This window comes from Albibacillus kandeliae, assembly GCF_003116585.1.
Lineage (GTDB): Bacteria > Pseudomonadota > Alphaproteobacteria > Rhodobacterales > Rhodobacteraceae > Albibacillus > Albibacillus kandeliae.
In genome coordinates this window covers 1,023,249-1,043,877 of the sequence record NZ_QEHM01000001.1, presented here as the reverse complement: position 1 = coordinate 1,043,877, position 20,629 = coordinate 1,023,249, and the positions used below count along the sequence as shown (strand labels likewise).

The following is a 20,629-nucleotide window of genomic DNA, read 5'->3' as shown; positions in this document are numbered from 1 at the left end:
AAGCCTCTCGTAAGAGGCGTACTGTCACAAAAATGTGAGGCCGCGGCCAGGGGCCGCGTCTGTCTATTGGTCAGCTGGCCGGCGTGTCGGTTTTACCGAGGGCCCAGTCGAGCTGGTCGGCGACGCTGAACAGCGCGGCCTGGCTGGAAATGCGGCCAATGGTAAAGCGCGGACCGATCGGAACGGCGTAGAGACCGAGGCGGCGGAGCCAGCGCGACCACACCGCCGGAACGATGCCGATGACGTGCTTGGCGCCTTCGTCGGCGGCGGCGAGGATCATCTCGCGCATCAGCAGCGACTGGACCTGGCTGCGGTGCTGGGCCGGTACGTCCTCGGCGATGAACAGCCGCGATGCCTCCCAGATGTTCTCGGTGACCGGGGCCTCGAAGAACATGATGTCGGTCGGGAAATCCTTGAGCAGCCCAAGCTGGCCATCGCGGAGCATGTAGGAATATGTGCCACAGACGGCGGTGGTGGGCACCAACCTGATCCCGGCCAGCACTTCGCCGAACTCGTGGACGATGATCCAGCGGCACATCGGCGTGTCGTACTGGTCGAACTCCATGTTGTCGACGTTCGGCAGATCCCATTCGAGCGTATCGATGAAGACCTGCTTGCGCACCATCATGGATTTCGACAGCAGGTCGCCGAATTCATGCATGTTGAGATAGGACAGCGTGCTGACCTTGAGGCCGCCCGGAACATGGGGGCGCGGCAAGGTGACCAGACGGGGCGTTGCAACGGCTTGCTCTGCGGCGGCACCCGAAAGTCCGGGCCCGTTTGCACCAGGAGATTGCGCCTGAACCGGCTTCAGATTTGCCGGTCTGGCGAGCGGTGACAATTCCGAAACAGCGGAATGCGCCGGCTCTCCTGCGACGGTGTCGCGCGTGTGTTTCATTCCTGCCTCAGTATATTTTTCTTGCAGGAATAGCGACTTCCCCGGCCTTGCGTCCAGTTTTTTTCTATTGAATTCGGGGATTATGCATTTTCGACACACATAACCTTACGTAAACGTAAAGATATGTAAAGATTAGCCGACAAAGTTGCTCATGAATTAGTCGGAGTATTGATCCCCGGGAATTCTGAAAGAGTTAAGAGATCAGGCGGCCTCGGCCTGATCCCAGATATCGAGGTCGATGAAGAAGGTCGTGCCTTCGCCAAGCTTACTCACGTAGTCGATCGAACCGTTGTGGTGCTCGACGATCTGCTTGGAGATGTTCATGCCCAGACCGGTGCCGCCGACCTCGCGCTGGTCGGTGGAGTCCACCTGGGTGAACTTGCCGAACACCTTCTCGTGCGAGTCCTCGGGGATGCCAACGCCGCGGTCCTTCACCATGATGCGGACCTTCTCACCTTCCTCGCGGAAGCTGACCGTGACGGTGCCGCCTTCCTTGGAGAACTTGAGGGCGTTCGAGATCATGTTGGACATCACCTGCATCAGGCGCTTCTCGTCGCCCAGGATCATCGGGGTGTTGCCATCGGGCGAGAGTTCTTCCAGCCCGATCTTCATCGCCTCGGCGTAGCCACGGTTCGCATCCACAGCCTCGGTGATCAGCATTTTCACGTCGATGGGAGCAAAGCGATAGGCGACCTCGCCGGCCTCGATCTTCTGCAGGTCGAGGATGTCGTTGATGAGGTCGGCAAGCCGGGCGCTGTTCTTGCCCGCGATCTTGAGGATCGGCATCATCTTGTCCGGGACCGGGCCAAGGATGCCGGAATTGATCAGGTCGAGCGAGCCCTTGATCGATGTCAGCGGGGTCCGAAGCTCGTGGCTGACCACCGCGACGAACTGGGACTTGGCCCGGTAGGCGATCTTGGTGCGTTCATGTTCCTCGCGCAATTCCTCGAGTTGGCGGACGTTCTTGCGGTAGAAGTTGAGGAAGACGAAGGAGCAGTCGATGATGAAATAGAGGACGAAGACCACCGTGAAGAAGTGCAGCCAGAGCTCGGAGGTCAGCGGCGGACGTTCGCGGAAGATGTCCATCAGGACGATGGCAAAGAAGGTCGCCGCGTAGATCAGCAGGCGTACCACGAGGACGGGCACGATCTGGTGGTTGTTCATTGCCGCGAAGAGCGCGGCGGCGAAGAGGAAGAACAGCGGCGTGAAGTGTCCGCCAGCGCCTTGTTGCAGCGCGATGATCAGCACGAAGAGCGAGATCGAGGCGGCGCTGAGGATCGTGTTGATCAGAATCCAGAAGACGTAGTGCCGTGCCTTGCGACCGTCGATCGAGGTCTCGTTGTTGACCTTGCGGCAGAGCAGCAGGTCGATCAGTTCGTTGAACAGGACCGCAGCATAGCAGGCCAGCTGCTTGATCGGGTCGAAGTAGAACATGGTCAGCACGGTGGCGGAGAAGAAGATCGCCTGCCGTTGCCAGATCAGACCGGTAGTGGCTTGAAAATAGTCACGTATCTGCCCCTCGGCCCGCGACTGCGGGTAAGCTACCTCTGGCTGGGTGCCCATTTCCTCGGATGCGGACATTCTTGCTCGACTCGCGTTGTTATATTGAATTGAGGACTATTCCTCGAAATTGTTAGCCTTTGGGGCAAACAGTGACAATTCGGGGGCCGGATAAAAAAATCTTGGTGCGTGATTGTTGCTAAATATCAGCGGGCGGCGACACTTGGGTCGCCGCGCCTGAGTTTTCTCGGAAAAGGGGGCGCGGTGCGAGTCCGGGAGGACTATTCGTTGCGCAGCGAGGGTTCGTCGCGGAACAGGTCGCGCAGGACGTTCTGGTAGGCTTTCTTGCGCACCATTTCCTGTTCGGCGGTCACGGTCGGGCCGTTAAGCAACCGACGCGGGGCAGCCTGCTGTTCGCGCATGACTTCCTCGCGCAGTTCCACGGCCTCGATGGCGCGGTTGACCGACATCAGCGACCCGGATTTGGACAGCGAGCGGAGCGACACGCTGTCGCCGACGATGACCTGGGCCTCGAACTCGGCGTTGCGCTCGCTCAGATGGCTGAGCAGAGTGCGGTTCAGCGCCATCTCCAGCTCGGCCTGGTCGGTTCCGAAACGGCCATGACGGACCATCAGGAACACGCCGTCACCGCGGTAGGAAACGATGTCGCCGGTTTTCTTGGTCAGGCCGGTCATGCTCGACGCGATGTCGTGCAGCAGGCCCTCGAAGTTCTCGGGGGTCAGGCGCTTGTGCATCCGCGCTGCGTCGGCCAGCTTGACCGCGACGGCGTGGGTGTTGAACAGGCGGCCCTGCGAGAGCTGCATGATGTAGTTGTCGAACTCGGTGTTGCGCAGGACGCGCTCGATGCCTTCGATGGCAATGGCTTCGTCCAGCGGGAATTTCTGACGCTTGACGCCGGTCGATTTGCGCGCGCCGTTGGCCTCGGCGATGCGGCGTTCCTGCACCAGGCGCTGAGCGGCCGACATGCGGCTGCGCAGTTCGAGGAAGTCGAACGGCTTGGTGACATAGTCGGTGGCGCCGGCCACGAAGGCGAGGTCGACATACTCGCGGTCGGACATGGCGGTCAGCATGAGGATCGGCGATTGCTTGTACTCGGCGATCTTGCGGATCTCCTTGCACAGCATGATGCCGTTCATCGCGGGCATCTGGATGTCGAGCAGGAAGCAGTCGAACGGCTTGTCCGCTTTCTCGATCATCTTCAGCGCGTTGGCGCCGGAGTCCGCGATGGTGATATTGAAGTGGAAGGCCGAAAGAGCGGTCTTCAGAAGCTGCAGAATGTTATGGTCGTCATCGACGGCGAGAACACGCAACTCTTCCTGAAGCCTGGAGCGCCGCGACAGCTTTTCCTGCGTGCTGCTGTCTATCGAATTTTCTGCGTTCACCGTACAATCTCCACTGACAGATTCACATGCCGTGTTTGATGGCTATCGGCAGAATGGGCCCAAAAAGTGGCGTTTTTTCGTCGTTGTCCTGTTTTTTCATTAATTCCGCTCGATTTCTTCGGCCTGCCGGGGCGGCTCTTTCCCGTTCTTTTCATTACGATTCTGCAGCCAGCCGACGTCAGGAAATCCGTCTCGCGATTAAATTTTACGCGTTTCCAGCGGGTGTGGCAATCACAGGGTTGACCTCCGGGCGTCGCTGATACGGCAACGGTCCGGGGTCCCATGGTCTCCGCGGTGGAGACAATCGGGGGGAAACCCCAGCGCCCCCGGGAGCGCAGATCCGCGCGGCCACCCGATTGGCCATTTTGAACCACGATCTGAACACAATCTGCCCGCATGCTCGCGCTGCCGGTGATCCGGTCTGCCAGAGCCAGTTCCGTTCCAGCTCGGGGATCGCACCGGAAGAATTGAATCGTTCGGTAATGAAGGCTGCCCGCTTTGTTTGACAATGGTACCGTGGACCGCCCCGACAAGGGAGACGAACTCCCCTCCGGCTCGTCGCTGCTGCGTGGCCAGTACCTGATCGAGGAATACCTGGTCAGGGGCGGCTTTGGCATCACCTATCTGGCGCGGGATTCGCTGGATCGGCGTTACGTGATCAAGGAGTGCTTTCCCGGCGCACTGTGCTGCCGGGTCAAGGGCGACATCCAGCCGCTGAGCGCCGAGGTGGCCGACAAGTACCTCTCGATCCGCCGTCATTTCGTGCGCGAGGCGCGCCGTCTGGCCAAGCTGGATCACCCCAACATCGTCAAGGTCCATCAGGTGTTCGAAGAGAACAACTCGGCCTACATGGCGATGGAGGCGGTCAATGGCGAGGATCTGCTGAGCATCATCGATACCGCGCCCGCGCGGCTGACGCCGCCGGTGGTGGTGAAGGCGCTGCGCGACGCCCTGATCGCGATCCGCTATATTCACGAGCTCGGGATCCTGCACCGCGATATCTCGCCGGACAACTTCCTGCTCGGCGAGAACAACCATCTGACGCTGATCGACTTTGGCGCCGCGCGCGAGCAGGCGGGCAAGGAGAACCGCGCCCTGTCGGCGCTGCTGGCGGTGAAGGACGGGTATTCGCCGCACGAGTTCTACCTGACCGACATGCTGCAGGATGCGTCGAGCGATCTCTACTCGCTGGGGGCGACCTTTTATCACCTGATCACGGGCGAGGCGCCCCCGAACAGCCAGGACCGCGTGGTGGCCGTGGCCTCGGGGCAGCCCGATCCGTACAAGCCGCTGGATGGCGGCGACTGGGCCTATGACCGTCGTATTCTCGCGTCGATCGACCGGGCGCTGGAGCTGCTGGCGCGCGACCGGATCGCTACTGCGGCCGAGTGGCTGGACCTGCTGAACCAGTTCGCCGCGACCACCATGCCCGATGTGGTGATCGAGGAGGGCGATTTGACCCGCGTCATCTCGCGCCTGGTCGAGGATACCAACCAGCACGTGCATCAGGGCATGCCCGGCGATGCGGCGCAGCAGCAGTCCAAGCGCAAGCGCCGGCGCGGCCGGATGGTCGACGAGGCACAGGACGAGGGGCCCAAGCAACTCGTCGACATCTTCGGGAATCCCGTGCCCGACATCGATGCATGGATGCGGGAGCACAGTGACGGCAAGTCGCCCAAGCGAATGCATCTCATGCCCAAGAAGCGTGCCAAGGCAGCCGCGGAGCCGGAACCGGACACTGCGGAACACGAGGCTGAAGCGGCGCAGGGCGGTGGCGGGCTGAGCCTCAACCGCCTGATCTCGGCCTGCCTGCCGGGGCGCAAAACCCAGTCGCAGACGATCCTCCAGAACGTAAGGAACCAGACATGAAGTTCATTCGAGATATCATCTCTGAAAAGCGTGCTCAGGGTATGTCCGGAGGTCAGGCGGACGCGGCCAAGGCGAAGAAAACCTTCGTCCTGACCGGCGACCTGATGTCCACGGGGCGCAAGTCCGGGGACAGCGGGGCAGGGAACGACCTGCTGGCTGACGAAGGGCTCGACATGTTCGACGTGCTGGAGCCCGGAGCCGCCCAGGATCAGGCCCGCCGCGAGCGCCTGACGGGCGAGCCGGACGTGGACGAGGAGGCGGCCCTTGCTGCTGTCCGTGCCCTGGCGGCAGCCCGCGAGCAGGCCCCGGCTGCGGCCTACGGCCTCGACGACGATACCGACGATGAAGACGGCTACGAGGACGAGCTCCTTGATGAGCCTGTCGCGGAGGCCGAGGAATGGTCCGACGCGGCGGAAGACGCTGCCGAAGACGACTTCGAAGACGAGTACGAGGAAGACTTCGACGTGACCGCGGAAGCGGAAGATCTCGACGACCTCGAAGAGGAAGCGTTCGCAGCCGAGGACGACTTCGAAGAGGCCGAGGAGGTTCTGGCGGAGGCCGAGGAGGACGACGAGCCGGAGGATGGGCCCTTTGACCGGCGCGAGACGCGAGCCGCTGAACCGGGACGCGAGGAGAGCCTTGCCGCCGCCGCGGCCGCGCTGGCCCAGATGCGCGCGCCCCGCGACGAGGCCCCCTTTGGCGCCATGCCGCAGCAGTCGCGCGTTCTGTCGCAGCCACGGCCCGAGCGCGGCCAGCCGGTGCTGCCGCGCCGCGAGTTCGCCACGGACAGTGCAGAAACAGTAGCCACGGGTCCGGTGGATGTGCCGGCGCCCGCAGCGGGCCGGGCTGCCCGCCGCGCCGGTCGCGTCAAGACGCGCCTGCTTGGCTTCAACCCGGCCGAACATCGTGCGCCCGATCCCTTCGGTGCGCGTGCCGAAACGGTCGAGGAGGTCGCCGAGGAAGAAGTTCAGATCACCCCGACCTTCCCGGTCGGCTGGCTCATCGTGGTCTCGGGCCCTGGGCGCGGCGCCGCGATCGCACTGCAGAACGGCGTGGCTCAGATCGGGCGGGGGGCCGGGCAGGGGGTGCGGCTGGACTTTGGCGATAACGCGATCTCGCGCGAGAACCACGCGGCGGTCGCCTATGACAGCGAGAGCCGCAAGTTCTACCTCGGCCATGGTGGCAAGGCCAACCTCGTGCGGCTGAACAACCGCCCGGTGCTGTCGACCGAGGAACTGCTGGATGGCAACCTGATCCGCATCGGCGAAACCACCTTGCTGTTCAAGGCGCTGTGCGGAGAGGGATTCGACTGGAGCGAGGGGCAGGAAGGCGCAACGAAACATGTATCCTTCGGCTGACTTCGTATACGACGCCGCCTCGGCCCTGTCCCGGGGCCGGCGCGAGCACCAGGAAGACTCGGTGGTCGCCGACTTCCCGGTCGGTGCGGGCATGGGCTTTGCCGTGCTCGCAGACGGCATGGGCGGCCATGCGGCGGGCGACGTCGCGAGCAAGATCGCCGTCACCGAGGTCTTCAGCGAGCTGAAGCTGCAGACCGGCGATCCGGCGATGCCCGGTCCGCTGCTTGGGCAGATCCTGCATGACGCGCTGATGAGCGCCAACGAGTGTGTGCGCTATCATGCCGAGGCCAACCCGGAAACCGAGGGCATGGGCACCACGCTGGTGGCGCCGGTTGTTCTGGCGGACCGGCTCTACTGGATTTCGGTCGGGGATTCCCCGCTCTACCTGTTCCGCGACGGCGAGCTTCATCGGTTGAACGAAGATCATTCGATGGTGCCGCAGATCGAGTTCATGGTGGCTCGCGGCATCATCGACAGCCAGATGGGCCTGAACCATCCCGACCGCAACTGCGTGACCTCGGTGCTGATCGGGGCGGACATTCCCCAGATCGACTGCCCGGCGGAGCCGTTGAAGCTGCGGGCGGGCGATATCGTTCTCGTGGCAAGCGACGGGCTGCAATTCCTCACCGATGACGAGATCGCCGCGCTGGTCGCGGCCCATGCGGACCGATCGAGCGCCGAGATTTCAGCGGCGCTGATGCGGGCGCTGGAACGGCTCGACGATCCGGATCAGGACAATACCTCGATCTGCGTGATCCGGGTGGCCGAGAAATCCCGCGCCCCGGCGCAGGCCCAGACCCAGGCCGCGACGGCGCCCGACAAGCGCAAGCGCAGCACGGTGGCCTTCATGGCGACCAAGGGCAAGTCAAAGAACATCAGAACGTACCGAGTGTCCCTGGAGAAATCCGCGTGAGCCAGTCTTCCTATCTTGAGCCGGTCGTGGACCGCCTGCAGACCGCCCTTGAGGGAAAGCTCTTTCCGAGCGAGTGGCAACAGTGGGGCAGCCGTCTGCTGGATCACCTGCGCAAGCCCGTGCAGGTCGCGGTCCTTGGCCAGCCGGGGTACGGAAAATCCACGCTGATCAACATGATGCTGGCGCAGCCGGTGATTCCGCGCGTCGAAGGAATCCCGGTGATCGAGGTCGCGCACGGTCCCAAGACCCGTACGCTGTTCGAGCTGGAAGACGGCGGATGCGTGCGGCGCAGCGGCCTGCTGACCGATCAGGCGGTGCCGGAGGGGACGATCCGCGCCCGTCTGGAACTGGAAGAGGACATCCTCCTGCGTCAGAACTTCATCGAGGTCGGGCTGACCGGGACGCTCAGCCATCAGATGTCGATGGTGAACTGGGTGGTGCAATGGGCTGATATCATCCTGTGGTGCACCGACAGCTTTGACGAGTCCGAGCAGAAGCTTTGGGCCGGTGTGCCCGATGACATCAAGGACCACAGCTTTCTGGTTCTGACGATGGCCGACCGGCAGATGATGCGGGGCGTGCTGCAGGAGCGGATCGCCGCGCTGGAGCCGATCGTGGCCGAGGAGTTCCTGTGCCTCTATCCCATCGCGACCGAGCAGGCGATCACTGCGCGCTCGGCCGGGCCGAAGGTCAACCAGCAGCTCTGGGCCCAAAGCGGCGGCAAGGCACTGCTTGATGGCGTGCTGAGCCAGGTCGAGAGCGGGCGCAACGCCGATATGGACCAGGCGCAGATGTTGCTGAACCGGTTTGCGCCGAACCTGCCCGCGACACCGCGCGCCAAACCGTCGATGGTGGCGCCTGCTGCGCCTTCTGCGCAGGCCGGTGACGCGAAGACCGGCGAGGAAATGCTGACCGAGGCGCTGCAGTTCCTGCAGGACCGGGCCAACGAGATGCTCGCCACTTTTTCGCGGCAGGACATGCCGGAATCGGAACGCATTCTCGAAAGCTGCGTGTCGACCGCCGAGGAACTGGCCAACATGCTGCACCGGATCGATCCGAGCGAGCTGGTGGTTCAGGACATCGTCAACGACGCACAGGAAAGTGCCGAGATGATGCTGCTGTTCCAGCTTGAAAAGGACGAGGATGCGGCTGTCGACGCCGTGACGCTGCTGCTGCAGCTGAAGAAGGAAATCGCGCGCAAGGCCCCGGTGCCGGCCGCAGGTGTCGGCTTTGGAAACGGTGCGGCGAATGCGGGTCAATAGATAGGGTTCTGCCACGGGCAAGCCCTAATTTGACCATAATTCGACGGAAGATCCAAAGGACGGAGTTGGGGCTCGCGTCATGACGAAAATGTCAGACCGGACCCATCCTGAAAGGACCACAAGGCACGCCAATGAACAGCCAGGAGAGCTTTGATCCCGCAACGAAACTCAGGGCCGTGACAGGCCCCGGGAACCTCAATGCGGGTCTGGAAACGCTGGCGGATTTCGCGGCCAGGGTGGAGCAGCTCGATACCGCCTTACAGGAACTCTCGGAGGTCGCGGGCGACAGCGCGCTGCGGTCAGTGGAACGACTGCGCCGTTCGCTGGACGAGTTCGAGCCGAGCGTGACTCTGCTGGGGCAGGTGAAATCCGGCAAGACCACGCTGGTCAACGCGATGGCGGGCTGGGCCGACCTGCTGCCGTCGGACGTGAACCCCTGGACCTCGGTCGTCACCTCGCTGCACCTGACGCCGGGGCGTGAGCGGGCCGAGATCGGTGCGCGCTTCCGATTCATGACCGAGAAGGAATGGGACCGCCTGCTGACCAAGGGTGGCCGCATCGGCGAACTGGCCGGGCGGGCAGGGGCCGAGAGCGAGCTGGAGAAGATCCGCGAGCAGATCGAAACCATGCGCGAGAAGTCCCGCAAGCGGCTTGGAAAGAAGTTCGAACTGCTGCTGGGCCAGGAGCACGAATACGGCTTCTTCGACAAGAACCTCGTGGAACGTTACATCTGCCTCGGCGATGATTTCGAGATCGAGGGCGACTCCGCCAGCGACGACCAGGGCCGCTTTGCCGATATCACACGGTCGGCCGATCTCTATCTCAATTGCCCGTCGATCCCTTTCCGCATGTGTCTGCGCGACACGCCGGGGGTGAACGACACTTTCATGATGCGCGAGCAGGTGACGATACAGGCCATTCGCGAGAGCAAGCTGTGCGTCGTGGTCCTGTCGGCGCACCAGGCGCTGAGCTCGGTCGACATGGGGCTGATCCGCCTGATCTCGAACCTCAAATCGCGTGATGTGCTGATCTTCGTGAACCGCATCGACGAGTTGCAGGATCCGGCCAACCAGATCCCCGAGATCGAGGCGAGCATCCGCCAGACCCTCGTGGACCAGAACGGCCCGACCGAGGCCGAGATCGTCTTTGGAAGTGCCTACTGGGCCAATCGGGTGCTGTCCGGTTCGGTCGAGAGCATGTCCGAGATGAGCTCGAACGCACTCTTGAACTATGCCGAAGCCGCGATGGCCGGGGCCCCGGCGGCTGCCTCCGCCGCCGATCTGGTCTGGGAACTGTCGGGGCTGCCCGCGCTGTTCCGGCTGGTGTCGGACCGTATCGTGTCGGACGCGGGCGAGGCGCAGTTGTCGCGGATCGCCAACTCGGCCGTGACCATCGCCAGCAGCCAGAAGGTTGCGGAAACCATCACCATCGAGGGGCGCGACGGCGTCGAGGGCGGGTCCTCGCTCTCCACCTACGAGGTGCGCGACCGCTTCGAGACGCTTGCGGATCGCCACCGGCTGGCGCTGACACAACGCTTTGACTCGCTGATCGAGGCCTATCGTCAACGCGCCGACCGGGCGCATGTGACCTTTGTCGACCGCGCGACCCATTCGCTGATCGCCCACCTCGAGAACTACGGCGAGGGCGATGTCTGGGAATACAGCCCGACCGGTCTGCGGATGCTGCTGCGGTCTGCCTACAACGTCTTCGGTACCCGGGCGCAGTCGCTCACGACCTCCACCTTCGAGGAGGCCGTCGAAGAGCTTGCCGAGCTCTACTTCGAAGCCTTCGGACAGGCGGTCGGCGGCATCCAGATCGGCGTGCCGATGGCGCCGGACATTCCCGCGCCGGTCGCGCTTGGCCAGACCATCGCGCTCGACTTCCGCGATGGCTGGTGGAAGTCGTGGTGGCGCCGGACACGGGGCTACAAAGCGTTCGCGGGCAAGTTCCAGGCGCTGATCATCGCCGAGACCGAAGATTTCATGACCCAGCTCAAGGTGGTTCAGACCGCCGCCGTACGCGACGAAGCGCTCGCGGCGCTGAACATCTTTCTGGAGGAACAGCGCGATATCCTGATGGAACTGGGCGGCAGCGGGCGTCAGCAGGACGTGCAGTCGCTGTTCCAGAGCCGGGACGACGTACAGCGGCAGGGCCTGCTGCAGTCGGCGCTCGATACGTTGACGCGCTACGCGGCATGAGCGTGATGAAGGAGAACGAGATGGAGAGCAGCGAGCAGGACCTGCAGGACCAGCCCCAGAAGCGCCGGGTCGCGCTGATGGGCGAGTTCAGCGCGGGCAAGAGCACGCTGTCGAACCTGCTGCTCGGGGCGGACCCGATGCCGACGCGGGTGACCGCGACCCGGCTGCCGCCGGTCTGGGTCTCCTACGGCGCGCCGGGCGCAACGCTGGTGGGCCATGACGGTTCGGAAGAAGACGTCGATCCTGCCGAACTGGATCAGGTGGACCTCGAACGCACCCGGATGATCCGCCTCTCAATGGAGTCCGACGCGCTTCAGCTCTGCGATCTGATCGACATGCCCGGGATCTCCGATCCGAATATGTCCTCAGAGGTCTGGCAGTCGGTGATCGGCGAGGCCGACCACGTGATCTGGTGCACCCACGCGACGCAGGCCTGGCGCCAGTCCGAGGCCGCGACCTGGGAGAGCATCCGGGAGATGACCAGCGGGCGCAACATCCTGCTGGTGACCCAGATCGACAAGCTGACGTCGCAGCGCGACCGTGCGCGCGTGCTGGCGCGGCTGAAAAAAGAAACGGGCGACCAGTTCTCGGGCATCTACCCGGTCGCCCTGCTCGACGCGATCCGTGCCGGGGAGGACGAGGCTCGCTGGGACGCCAGCGGTGCAGGTCCCTTCATCGAGGCGCTGATCGAGATGCTGCTGCGGACCGGCCTTCAGGAGGACGGTGTCGCGGTGGAAGAGCCCGAGGCCGAGGCCGAGGTGGCGATTTCTGAACCGGTAGCTGCACCGGTCGAAGAGGTCGCGGCGGTCCCGGACGAGCCGCGTGTCATGCCGAAGCGCGTGCAGGCGCGGTCGGGCACGGCACGCCCCGAGCGGCGCGCGCGGGGCGATGCAGGCGATCTGCAGCAACTGGAACGGTTTTGATCTGATGGGGGCAGGTATGGACATGCGAGAGACGCGAGAGACCTTGCGCAGGAGGGCGACGCCATGACCGTCGCCGACCGCCTCGACAGGCTGAGGGCTGTGGCCGATGGCTGCAGCCTTGCGGCGTTTGGGGACCTGCGCACGCGGCTCATGCTGCGGGTCAGTTCCGACCACCCCTGGCCACAGGAACGGCTGGACGAACTCTGCACCCAGGCGGTGCGCTGCTTTGACCGGGCCGACAGCAGCGCCATCTCCAGCCACTTGCTGGGCGGCGCGCGCGGCGTCGTGAACGAGGCGCTGGAACTCGGCGACAACGAGATCAAGCTCTTCGTGCGCTCCGACGCGGATCCTTCCGATGTGATCTGCTGTGTCTGCCATTCGCTGACCGATCTGCCGGTGTTGACCAACGCCGCGCGTGACGTGATGCGCGATATCTGAGGGGGCAGTGAGATGGCAAACCTGGCAGAAGTGGTGAACCAGAACCTCCAGCAGGATGGCTCGCGGGTGACCCTCAAGCTGATGCGCATGGCCGAGGAAAAGGTCACGCTGCCCCGGACGCGCCGCAGCCGCCCTGGCGATGCCGCCCGCTTGCTGGTGAGCGTCCTGCGTGAGGTCGATGAAACGGTCCTGCCGCGCCAGATCACCCTGACCACCGACACCGGGCACCGCGCCGATCTGACCGTGTCGAACCGGCGCCTGAAGGCGCTGGCGATCGGGGACATGCCCTGCGACGAGCCCTCGGATCCGGACAGCGCCGCACGGCTGTTTGCCGCGCGGCTGGCGGCCCTTGTCGAGGGGGCCGAACGGGTCACCTTCTCCTACGCCCGCTGCGCGGCGGGTTTCTCGCAGCGCACCATCGGTTGCAGCGCGCGCAGCCTCGCCGCGGCGGCTGGCGTCAATCCGGTGACGACAGGACAGGGCCGCACCATCGAGGGATTCCTCGGGTCGATTTCAGCACATTGCCTCGCCTGGATCCTGACAGAGCAGGACGGCAGACTGCGCCGGGGTGGCGATCCGGTCCGCCGCGAGGCGCTGCTGGCCTTCCGCGACGAGGCCCGCCCCGACCCGCAGGCGCGCTTTGACACCCGCGCCGCCAAGTGCACCGTGCTGCCCTTGCCGAACGGAGAGTTGCTGGTCTCGGCCCGGGACACGAGTTGTACCCTGCAGGCCTTGCTGCCCGCGCAGGCGCTGCCGGAAGTGGTCGCCGCTTGGCAGATGCGGCGCTAGAACCGACGGCCCGGCAGTGGGGCCCTGGTCGCTGTACCGGCGCGAATTGCCAGAGATGATGGAAACAGGCAGACCCTGGGGCTCAGGATGTTAGAGCCCCAGGACGAGGGTGCTGCCAAGAGCGCGTTGCCGGTCCGGACCTTGGCTCAGAGCGCCGGGCGCACGTCCAGCATGATCGGCCCGCCGGGGCGCATGGTGAAGGTCAGGTTCGGCAGCGGGATCTCGTGATCGGTCATGGAGAACTCTACGTCCCGGATCATCGAGGCCATCAGGATCATGATCTCGGTCTCGGCATATTGCGCGCCGATGCAGACCCGGGGGCCGTCGCCGAAGGGCAGGAACTGGCCGCGCGGCGCCTTCCAGTCGAGGAAGCGCTCGGGCACGTATTCGCCCGCATTGTCCCAGAGCTTGGTATGACGGTGCAGCGACCAGATCGGGAACATGATCGCGTCGCCCTTCTTGAAATGCACATCCTTGATCACGACGTCCTGCGTCGCGTCGCGGGCGAACAGCGCCGCCGCCGGGAACAGGCGCAGGGTCTCGCGGATATGAGCGTGCAGGCGGGGCATCATCGTCACCGCCTCGAAGGGGATCGGGCCCGAGGGGCAGGCCGCGCGCACTTCCTCGCGCAGGGTCGACTGGATCGCCGGGTGCAGCGCCAGCAGGTAGAGACCCCAGGACATGGTGACCGCCGCCGTCTCGTAGCCGGCGACCACGAAGGTCAGCAGGTTGTCGATGGTGGTGTCCAGATCCTCGAAATCCTCGTCGAGAGCCGCGATCATCAGGTCGAGGAAGTCCTCGGGATTGTCCTTCATCTTGGCCCGGCGACTGGCGATCACGTCAGAGGCCAGCGAACGCACGTAGTTCACGGGCTCCTTGCCCCGCAGCCACTTCTTGCGCGGCACCCAGGTGGGCAGGCCCATCAGGTCGAAGAGAGAGACAAAGCTGATGTGGTTGGTAAAGCGCCAGAGCGCGTCGCGCACGGTCTCCGGGGCGACGGCCTCGTTGCCGGAGAACATCACGCGCGAGATGTCGGTCAGGGTGGCCTGCTGCGAGGTCAGGCAGACATCGGTCTGACCCGGGTTCGCCAGCAAGGCGGCGGCGGTGTCGAGCCCGGTCTGCGCGAACTCCTTGGAAAGGTGCGGCAGGTTGCGCGCGGCGAAGAGCGGCGAATAGCGGCGGCGCTGTGCCTTCCACTTGTCGCCCTCCGAGAGGATCATGCCGTTGCCAACCGCGTCGCCGATGACGTTCTTGGTGAACTGCGACTTGGGAAAATGGCGCCCGACGCCGATCAGCACCTCGGTGATCATCTCCGGGTCGCAGACGTAATGCAGGTTGCCCGGCCCCCGCAGATAAAGCTCGTGCCGGGTTGCATCCGGGATCACAGAAAAGAGGTTCTTACCCGCCTTCCTCGCGAAGGAGATCAGGTTGAGATCTTCGGTTGCCATCTCGGCAGCAACCGGCGTGACGCGATCAAGCGCCTCGATTTCTTTTGCGAAACTCATGCTCTTAGCCCCATTCCCAATGTCCGGCCGTTGCCCACAGAGGCGCGGGGTCAGCCGGTTTGCCCACGAAAAGCGTAGAACCATTCGGGGGAGTCTGACAAGAATTTTGATTCGCCCTTGGCGCGAGTGCCGTGGCGGAAAACGCAAGTCCGGCGCTGCGAAAGGCCAGCATTTCAGCGGCCGGCGCGGGTTTCAGCGCTCAGGAGGGGGCTCTGCCCCCGTCGCCGTGTCCGGCGACTCCCCCGGGATATTTACCACCCAAAGAAGAATTCGAGCGGCATATGTTTCTTTGGGTTGAAAATATCCCGGGGGGCGGCCGCAGGCCGTGGGGGCAGAGCCCCCTCTCGATCAGCCGCGCAGTGCGGCGGTCCGGTCCGGGTCGATCCTTGGCGGGGTGCCGGTGAGGGCGACGCCAAAGAGCGCCTCTGCCTGTTCCGGCGTGTATCGCTCGAGGCGAACGTCCTCGAGCACCGCTTCGGGTGCGCGTTTCATCGGGTCGCCATAGCCGCCGCCGCCGGGGGTGCGCACGTGGACGCGATCGCCCGGGGCCAGGGGGATGTCCTGTTCCTTGGAGAGGTGCTCGGGCGTGTGGGGCTGACCCGATTGCCAGACGGTGACCTGGTTCGGGGTGCCGTCGCGGCCTCCGAGAACGCCCTGCGGGCCGAAGCGACCGTGGTCCATGACAAAGCTGGCGCGAGCGCTGCCGCGGCGCAGTTCGAGTTCGTAGTCGAGCCCGAAGCCGCCGCGGTGTTCTCCGGCGCCACCCGAACCCTCGTGCAGGGCGTAGTGGCGGTAGAGCACCGGGAAGGCCTGTTCCATGATCTCGACCGGGGGCGCCTTGGAGATTCCGATGGTGGAGCAGCCGTTGGCGAGCCCGTCGTGATCGGCATTGCCGCCGTAACCGCCGCCGGAGAGCTGGTACATGACGAAGTCGCGGCCGCGCGCCGGGTCGTGGCCGCCGAGGGCGAAGTTGCCGGAGGTGCCTGCAGGCGCGGCGGTGATGCGGTCGGGGAGTGCGGGGACAAGGGCGGCGAAGACCGCTTCGGCGATGCGTTGGGACACCTCTGCGGCGCAGCCGGAGACGGGGCGCGGGTATTGCGCGTCGAGGAAGGTGCCTTCGATCCCGGTGATGGTGAGAGGGGCGAAGGCGCCCGCGTTCATCGGCACCTCGGGGAAGATATGGCGCATGGCCAGGTAGACCGAGCTGAGCGTGGTGGCTCGGACGGAGTTCATCGGACCGGCGCAGGGGGCGGAAGATCCGGTGAAGTCGAAAGTCAGGCCATCTTCGGTTTTGCTGACCGCAAGGCGGATTGCCAGCGGCTCGTTCACCACGCCATCGCTGTCGACCCATGCGGTGGCCTCGTAGGTGCCCTCGGGGATTTCCGACAGGAAGGCGCGCATCTGGATGGTGGCGCGGCTGCGCAGTTCGGCGATGGCGGCGCGGACGGTCTCGTCGCCATAGCGGTCGAGCAATTCGTTCAGCCGCTCCTCGCCCACAAGCAGGGCGGCGGCCTGGGCCTTGACGTCGCCGATGCGCTGGTCGGCCACGCGGATGTTGGAGGTGATGATGGCGTAGATTTCCGCGTCCAGCTCACCCTGCTTGAACAGGCGCACGGGCGGCAGTCGTAGCCCCTCCTGTTCGACCGAAGTGGCGGAGGCGGAGAAGCCGCCGGGCACGGCGCCGCCGGTATCGGGCCAGTGACCGGTGTTAGAGAGCCAGCACCAGATCTCGCCATCGCGGTAGAAGGGTTTGGCAAAGCGGACGTCCATCAGGTGGGTGCCGCCGAGGTAGGGGTCGTTGACGATGTAGATGTCGCCAGGCTGGGGTTTGGCGGCTTTGCCGCTGGCGATCATCGAGACCAGCGTGGCGGTCGAGTACTGCATGGTGCCCACAAAGACAGGCAGACCGCCCGCGCCCTGCGCGATCAGGGCGCCATCCTCGGCGGCGTAGATGCCGTCGGAGCGGTCGTTCGCCTCGGCGATCACGGGCGAGAAGGCGGCGCGGGAGAAGGAGAGGTCCATCTCGTCGCAGACCTGTTGCAGGCCCGCCTGGATGACCGAAAGAGTGATGGGGTCGAGGGTCATGCGGCGCCTCCGATCTCGATGAGAATATTGCCGTTGGCGTCGCCCGTGGCACGGTCGCCCGGTTCGATGAGGACGGTGGTGTCCATCTGGGTGACGATGGCGGGGCCATCCAGCGTGAATCCGGCGGGCAGGTGGTCGCGCCAGTAGACGGGGGTGTCGTGCCAGCCGTCGAAGTAGACGGGGCGGCGGCTGAGTTCGGCTTCGGCCAGTGTTTCACGGCGTTCGGCCGGGTCGATGAGCGTGGAGAGGTCGAGTTCGGCGCGGGTGCCGATGACCGAGCAGTTAACGTTCACGAGGTTGGCGCGGATGTTGTCGAGCTGGACCCGGAAGCGGTTGAAATAGGCGGTCTCGAACAACTGTTGCAGCGTTTCGCGGCTGACGTCCGGCCCGGGCAGTGGCACGCGCAGCAGGTGGGTCTGGCCGATGAACTGCATGTCGACGCTGTAGAGATGCCGGGTCTCGCGCAGGGTGATGCGCTCGGCGGCGATCAGCGCCTCGCCCTCGGCGGCCTGTTCGGCGAAGACACTGTGGAGACGGGCGAGGTCGAGGGTGTCGAGCGGGGCGTTCAGGGTGCGTACAAAGTCGTGGCGCAGGTCGGCCACCACGCAGCCGATGGCGTTGGTGATGCCGGGGCGTGAGGGGACGAGGACGCGGGGGATGCCCAGTTCACGGGCGAGGGCAGAGGCGTGCAGCGGTCCGGCCCCGCCAAAGGCGAAGAGGGCGAAGTCGCGCGGGTCGGCGCCGAGGGAGACGGAGACCATGCGGATCGCGCCTGCCATCTTCATGTTGCCAAGGCGGATGACTGCGGCGGCGGCCTCCGTGGCATCGACGCCGAGGGGCGCGCCGAGATCGGCCTCGAAGATGTGGCGGACATGCTCGACCGTCACGCCGGTATGGCCGGTGAACTTGGACGGATCGAGGCGTCCGAGGACGAGGTTGGCGTCGGAGATGGTGGGCTCGGTGCCGCCGCGGCCATAGCAGATGGGTCCGGGGGTCGCGCCGGCGCTCTCGGGTCCGACTTCCAGAAGTCCGGCGTGGTTGACCCGGGCGATCGAGCCGCCACCGGCGCCCACGGTGCGCACGTCGACCATGGGCACGTGGATCGGCATGGCGTATTCGATCTCGATCTCGTTCGAGACGGTGGGTTCGGCGTTGCGGATCAGGGCGACGTCGGTCGAGGTGCCGCCCATGTCGTAGGTGATGAGGTTGGGCAGGCCCGCCTTGCGCCCGGTGTAGGCGGCGGCCATGACGCCAGAGGCCGGGCCGGACATAACCGTCTTGGCGGCCTCCAGCGCGACGCGGCCCGCGCTGACCATGCCGCCGTTGCCATTCATCACAAGAATATCAGAGTGATACCCGCCATTCTTCAACTCCTGCGTCAGGCGGCGGATGTAGCGGTCGATGATCGGCTGGACCGAGGCATTGACCGCCGCCGTGACCCCACGCTCGAACTCGCGGCTTTCTGAGAGCAGCGCGTGTCCGACGGTGATGTAGTCGTTGGGCCAGAGGCTTCGCAGGACTTCGGCGGCGCGGAGTTCGTGGCTCGGGTTGGCGTAGGAGTGGAGGAAGTGCACCACGACGGCCTCGCAGCCCATGGCAAGAAGGCGCTGGCCCGCGGCGCGGACAGCGTCCTCGTCGAGTGCGGTTACGACCTCGCCCGCGCTGTCCATCCGCTCGGGCACCTCGAGGCGCAGATCGCGGGGGATGAGTGGGGTGAATTCGCCCTTCATCCCGTAGGCCTGGGGCCGTGTGCGGCGACCAAGTTCCAGCACGTCGCGGAAGCCCCGGGTGGTGATCAGGCCGGTGCGGGAGAGCTTGCGTTCCAGCACCGCATTTGTCGTGGTCGTGGTGCCGTGGACGATGAGGTCGAGCGCGGCGAGGTCGCAACCCGCGTGTTTCAGCGCGTTCAGGACGCCGAAGGCCTGGTTTTCGAGCGTGCTCGGCACCTTGGCGAGGCGGACGCGGCCGGTGGCGGGGTCGAGTTCGACGAGGTCGGTGAAGGTGCCGCCCACGTCGACACCGACGATTGCGCCGGCGGCCCTTTCCAAAGAGGTGTCGTTGGCCATGACCGCTCCCGCATGTTGTTCGTATGCAAATGATGATCCCATGTCGGTCGACCTGTCAATCCGTGGCATCTGCCGGGCGCGCGCCGCCTCTCGGTGCTGCTTAAGGGCCGGGCAGTGCCGGGACCTGTGACGGTAACGCGATTGTTCAAACGCATTTGTATTGCCTTGGCGGTGCCAGTAGATAAGCATGTGCCAGATTTTGAAAGGCCCGACCGCACTCGCCGCGGAGACGGGCCGGGGCAAGGGGCGAGGTTAATGTCCGTAATCAAGCAGTTTCTGCTATCGCTGGTGGTCGTTGCCGCCGGTATTGCGGGCTGGATCTACTTTGTGCCGTCCTCGGTGCCCTGGTTGGAAGAGGTAGGCCTGTTCGACCTGCTCGGAATGGAGCCGCCCGCCGCCGCCGCGGCTGAACGGTCGGGGCCGCCACGTGCGGATCCTTCGGTGATTGTCGCGCCGGTCAAACTGCTGCAGCAGAGCGACCGGGTCGGCGCCATCGGTGACGGGCGTGCTTTGCATTCGGTTACCCTGCGCTCGGACGTGCCGGGGCGGATCAGTGCGGTCGAAGTTGACTCGGGCCAGTACGTGAAGGCCGGGGACGTCCTGATCAGACTGGAGGATTCGGTTGAGCGGATCGCCGTCGAACGGGCCAAGCTGATGCGCGCGGATGCGCAGACCGAGCTGGAGCGGGTTAACCGGCTGACCGGAACGGGTGCAGTGACTGCGGTCCGCCAGCAGGAGGCCGAGCTGGCGCTGCAGACCGCCGACCTTGAACTGCGGCAGGCAGAGTTCGAACTGGACCAGAAGGTGATCGTCGCGCCCTTTTCCGGCTGGGCGGGCTTGATCGAACTGGACGAGGGCGACAGGGTCCTGGCGCAGGACAGCGTGACGGTGATCACCGACCGCTCGCGCATTCTTGTAGATTTCCGGGTGCCCGAGCGCGTGGTCGGCCAGATCACCGTGGGCATGCCGTTCTTTGCCGAGCCGCTGGCGCACCGGGGCATGGTGCTGAAGGGGCAGGTCAGCGCGATCGACAACCTGGTCGAGCGAAGTTCGCGCACGCTGCGTGTGCAGGGGACGCTGGACAACCGCGAGGACCTGTTGCGCTCCGGCATGGCCTTTTCGGTCTCGATGGAGTTTCCAGGGGTAGATACCCCGGCCGTTCCGCCGCTCTCGGTGCAGTGGTCGTCGGATGGCGCCTTTGTCTGGGCGGTGACCGACGGGATCGCCCGGCAGGTTCCGGTGCGGATCATGCAGCGCAACGCGGACGCGGTGCTGGTGCAGGGCGATCTGCCCGAGGGAACGCTGGTGGTGGTCGAAGGGGTGCAGACGCTGCGCCCGGGCGCCCGCGTGACCATCGTGTCTGAACTCAGTGCCCGGCCCGAGGTGGCCGAGCAGCAACGCATCAAGCTCTGAGGCGCGGTG

Annotated in this window: 15 protein-coding genes; 9 read left to right on the top strand and 6 right to left on the bottom strand. The window is 65.0% G+C overall.

What is annotated here, in order from left to right; translation table 11 throughout:
* Positions 1 to 70 precede the first annotated feature (70 nt).
* The 3 genes from DDT93_RS04890 to DDT93_RS04880 form a co-directional block, all read right to left on the bottom strand.
* On the bottom strand, positions 71 to 898 hold the full coding sequence (locus DDT93_RS04890; RefSeq protein WP_232825368.1) for an acyl-homoserine-lactone synthase: 828 nt from the start codon (positions 896 to 898) through the stop codon (positions 71 to 73).
* Between the two features lie 201 nt (positions 899 to 1,099).
* A complete protein-coding gene (locus DDT93_RS04885; protein WP_232825367.1) occupies positions 1,100 to 2,479 on the bottom strand; it encodes a sensor histidine kinase in 1,380 nt (459 codons plus the stop codon).
* A gap of 200 nt (positions 2,480 to 2,679) precedes the next feature.
* Entirely contained in the window at positions 2,680 to 3,801 is a 1,122-nt protein-coding gene (locus DDT93_RS04880) for a response regulator (RefSeq protein ID WP_109464644.1), read from the bottom strand.
* 498 nt (positions 3,802 to 4,299) lie between these two features.
* Here DDT93_RS04880 and DDT93_RS04875 point away from each other — a divergent pair, with 498 nt between their 5' ends.
* From DDT93_RS04875 to DDT93_RS04840, 8 genes are all read left to right on the top strand, one after another.
* Positions 4,300 to 5,670, top strand: a complete 1,371-nt coding sequence (locus DDT93_RS04875; RefSeq protein ID WP_157960100.1) for a serine/threonine protein kinase — start codon at positions 4,300 to 4,302, stop codon at positions 5,668 to 5,670.
* Positions 5,667 to 7,028 carry an FHA domain-containing protein gene (locus tag DDT93_RS04870; RefSeq protein WP_109464642.1) on the top strand — a complete coding sequence of 454 codons (1,362 nt, stop codon included), beginning with the start codon at positions 5,667 to 5,669 and terminating at the stop codon, positions 7,026 to 7,028. Before DDT93_RS04875 ends, DDT93_RS04870 begins: the two co-directional genes overlap by 4 nt.
* The gene (locus DDT93_RS04865; RefSeq protein WP_109464641.1) at positions 7,012 to 7,941 is read left to right on the top strand and encodes a PP2C family protein-serine/threonine phosphatase; all 930 of its coding nucleotides are present in this window, start codon (positions 7,012 to 7,014) and stop codon (positions 7,939 to 7,941) included. The genes DDT93_RS04870 and DDT93_RS04865 overlap by 17 nt, the downstream gene beginning before the upstream one ends.
* The gene (locus DDT93_RS04860; RefSeq protein WP_109464640.1) at positions 7,938 to 9,203 is read left to right on the top strand and encodes a hypothetical protein; all 1,266 of its coding nucleotides are present in this window, start codon (positions 7,938 to 7,940) and stop codon (positions 9,201 to 9,203) included. The genes DDT93_RS04865 and DDT93_RS04860 overlap by 4 nt, the downstream gene beginning before the upstream one ends.
* Positions 9,204 to 9,334: 131 nt before the next feature.
* Positions 9,335 to 11,401, top strand: a complete 2,067-nt coding sequence (locus DDT93_RS04855) for a dynamin family protein (RefSeq protein ID WP_109464639.1) — start codon at positions 9,335 to 9,337, stop codon at positions 11,399 to 11,401.
* Positions 11,398 to 12,324 carry a dynamin family protein gene (locus tag DDT93_RS04850; protein WP_109464638.1) on the top strand — a complete coding sequence of 309 codons (927 nt, stop codon included), beginning with the start codon at positions 11,398 to 11,400 and terminating at the stop codon, positions 12,322 to 12,324. The genes DDT93_RS04855 and DDT93_RS04850 overlap by 4 nt, the downstream gene beginning before the upstream one ends.
* 63 nt (positions 12,325 to 12,387) lie before the next feature.
* Positions 12,388 to 12,762, top strand: a complete 375-nt coding sequence (locus DDT93_RS04845) for a hypothetical protein (RefSeq protein WP_109464637.1) — start codon at positions 12,388 to 12,390, stop codon at positions 12,760 to 12,762.
* A 12-nt stretch (positions 12,763 to 12,774) separates the two neighbouring features.
* Positions 12,775 to 13,551, top strand: a complete 777-nt coding sequence (locus DDT93_RS04840) for a hypothetical protein (RefSeq protein ID WP_109464636.1) — start codon at positions 12,775 to 12,777, stop codon at positions 13,549 to 13,551.
* Positions 13,552 to 13,697: 146 nt separating this feature from the next.
* On the opposite strand, the gene DDT93_RS04835 is transcribed toward DDT93_RS04840, so the two are convergent.
* From DDT93_RS04835 to DDT93_RS04825, 3 genes are all read right to left on the bottom strand, one after another.
* Complete coding sequence (locus DDT93_RS04835; RefSeq protein WP_109464635.1) at positions 13,698 to 15,056, bottom strand: cytochrome P450; 1,359 nt, start codon at positions 15,054 to 15,056, stop codon at positions 13,698 to 13,700.
* Positions 15,057 to 15,404: 348 nt separating this feature from the next.
* Complete coding sequence (locus DDT93_RS04830) at positions 15,405 to 17,141, bottom strand: hydantoinase B/oxoprolinase family protein (protein ID WP_109464634.1); 1,737 nt, start codon at positions 17,139 to 17,141, stop codon at positions 15,405 to 15,407.
* Positions 17,138 to 19,207 carry a hydantoinase/oxoprolinase family protein gene (locus DDT93_RS04825; RefSeq protein WP_109464633.1) on the bottom strand — a complete coding sequence of 690 codons (2,070 nt, stop codon included), beginning with the start codon at positions 19,205 to 19,207 and terminating at the stop codon, positions 17,138 to 17,140. The genes DDT93_RS04830 and DDT93_RS04825 overlap by 4 nt, the downstream gene beginning before the upstream one ends.
* A 255-nt stretch (positions 19,208 to 19,462) precedes the next feature.
* Here DDT93_RS04825 and DDT93_RS04820 point away from each other — a divergent pair, with 255 nt between their 5' ends.
* The gene (locus tag DDT93_RS04820) at positions 19,463 to 20,620 is read left to right on the top strand and encodes an efflux RND transporter periplasmic adaptor subunit (protein ID WP_109464632.1); all 1,158 of its coding nucleotides are present in this window, start codon (positions 19,463 to 19,465) and stop codon (positions 20,618 to 20,620) included.
* Positions 20,621 to 20,629: the final 9 nt, after the last annotated feature.

What these genes read in the sequence shown, in the direction of transcription:
- DDT93_RS04890 (WP_232825368.1), bottom strand. Translation starts at nt 898, where the DNA reads ATGAAACACACGCGCGACACCGTCGCAGGAGAGCCGGCGCATTCCGCT.
- DDT93_RS04885 (WP_232825367.1), bottom strand. Translation starts at nt 2,479, where the DNA reads ATGTCCGCATCCGAGGAAATGGGCACCCAGCCAGAGGTAGCTTACCCG.
- DDT93_RS04870 (WP_109464642.1), top strand. Translation starts at nt 5,667, where the DNA reads ATGAAGTTCATTCGAGATATCATCTCTGAAAAGCGTGCTCAGGGTATG.
- DDT93_RS04865 (WP_109464641.1), top strand. Translation starts at nt 7,012, where the DNA reads ATGTATCCTTCGGCTGACTTCGTATACGACGCCGCCTCGGCCCTGTCC.
- DDT93_RS04855 (WP_109464639.1), top strand. Translation starts at nt 9,335, where the DNA reads ATGAACAGCCAGGAGAGCTTTGATCCCGCAACGAAACTCAGGGCCGTG.
- DDT93_RS04850 (WP_109464638.1), top strand. Translation starts at nt 11,398, where the DNA reads ATGAGCGTGATGAAGGAGAACGAGATGGAGAGCAGCGAGCAGGACCTG.
- DDT93_RS04845 (WP_109464637.1), top strand. Translation starts at nt 12,388, where the DNA reads ATGACCGTCGCCGACCGCCTCGACAGGCTGAGGGCTGTGGCCGATGGC.
- DDT93_RS04840 (WP_109464636.1), top strand. Translation starts at nt 12,775, where the DNA reads ATGGCAAACCTGGCAGAAGTGGTGAACCAGAACCTCCAGCAGGATGGC.
- DDT93_RS04835 (WP_109464635.1), bottom strand. Translation starts at nt 15,056, where the DNA reads ATGAGTTTCGCAAAAGAAATCGAGGCGCTTGATCGCGTCACGCCGGTT.
- DDT93_RS04830 (WP_109464634.1), bottom strand. Translation starts at nt 17,141, where the DNA reads ATGACCCTCGACCCCATCACTCTTTCGGTCATCCAGGCGGGCCTGCAA.
- DDT93_RS04825 (WP_109464633.1), bottom strand. Translation starts at nt 19,207, where the DNA reads ATGGCCAACGACACCTCTTTGGAAAGGGCCGCCGGCGCAATCGTCGGT.
- DDT93_RS04820 (WP_109464632.1), top strand. Translation starts at nt 19,463, where the DNA reads ATGTCCGTAATCAAGCAGTTTCTGCTATCGCTGGTGGTCGTTGCCGCC.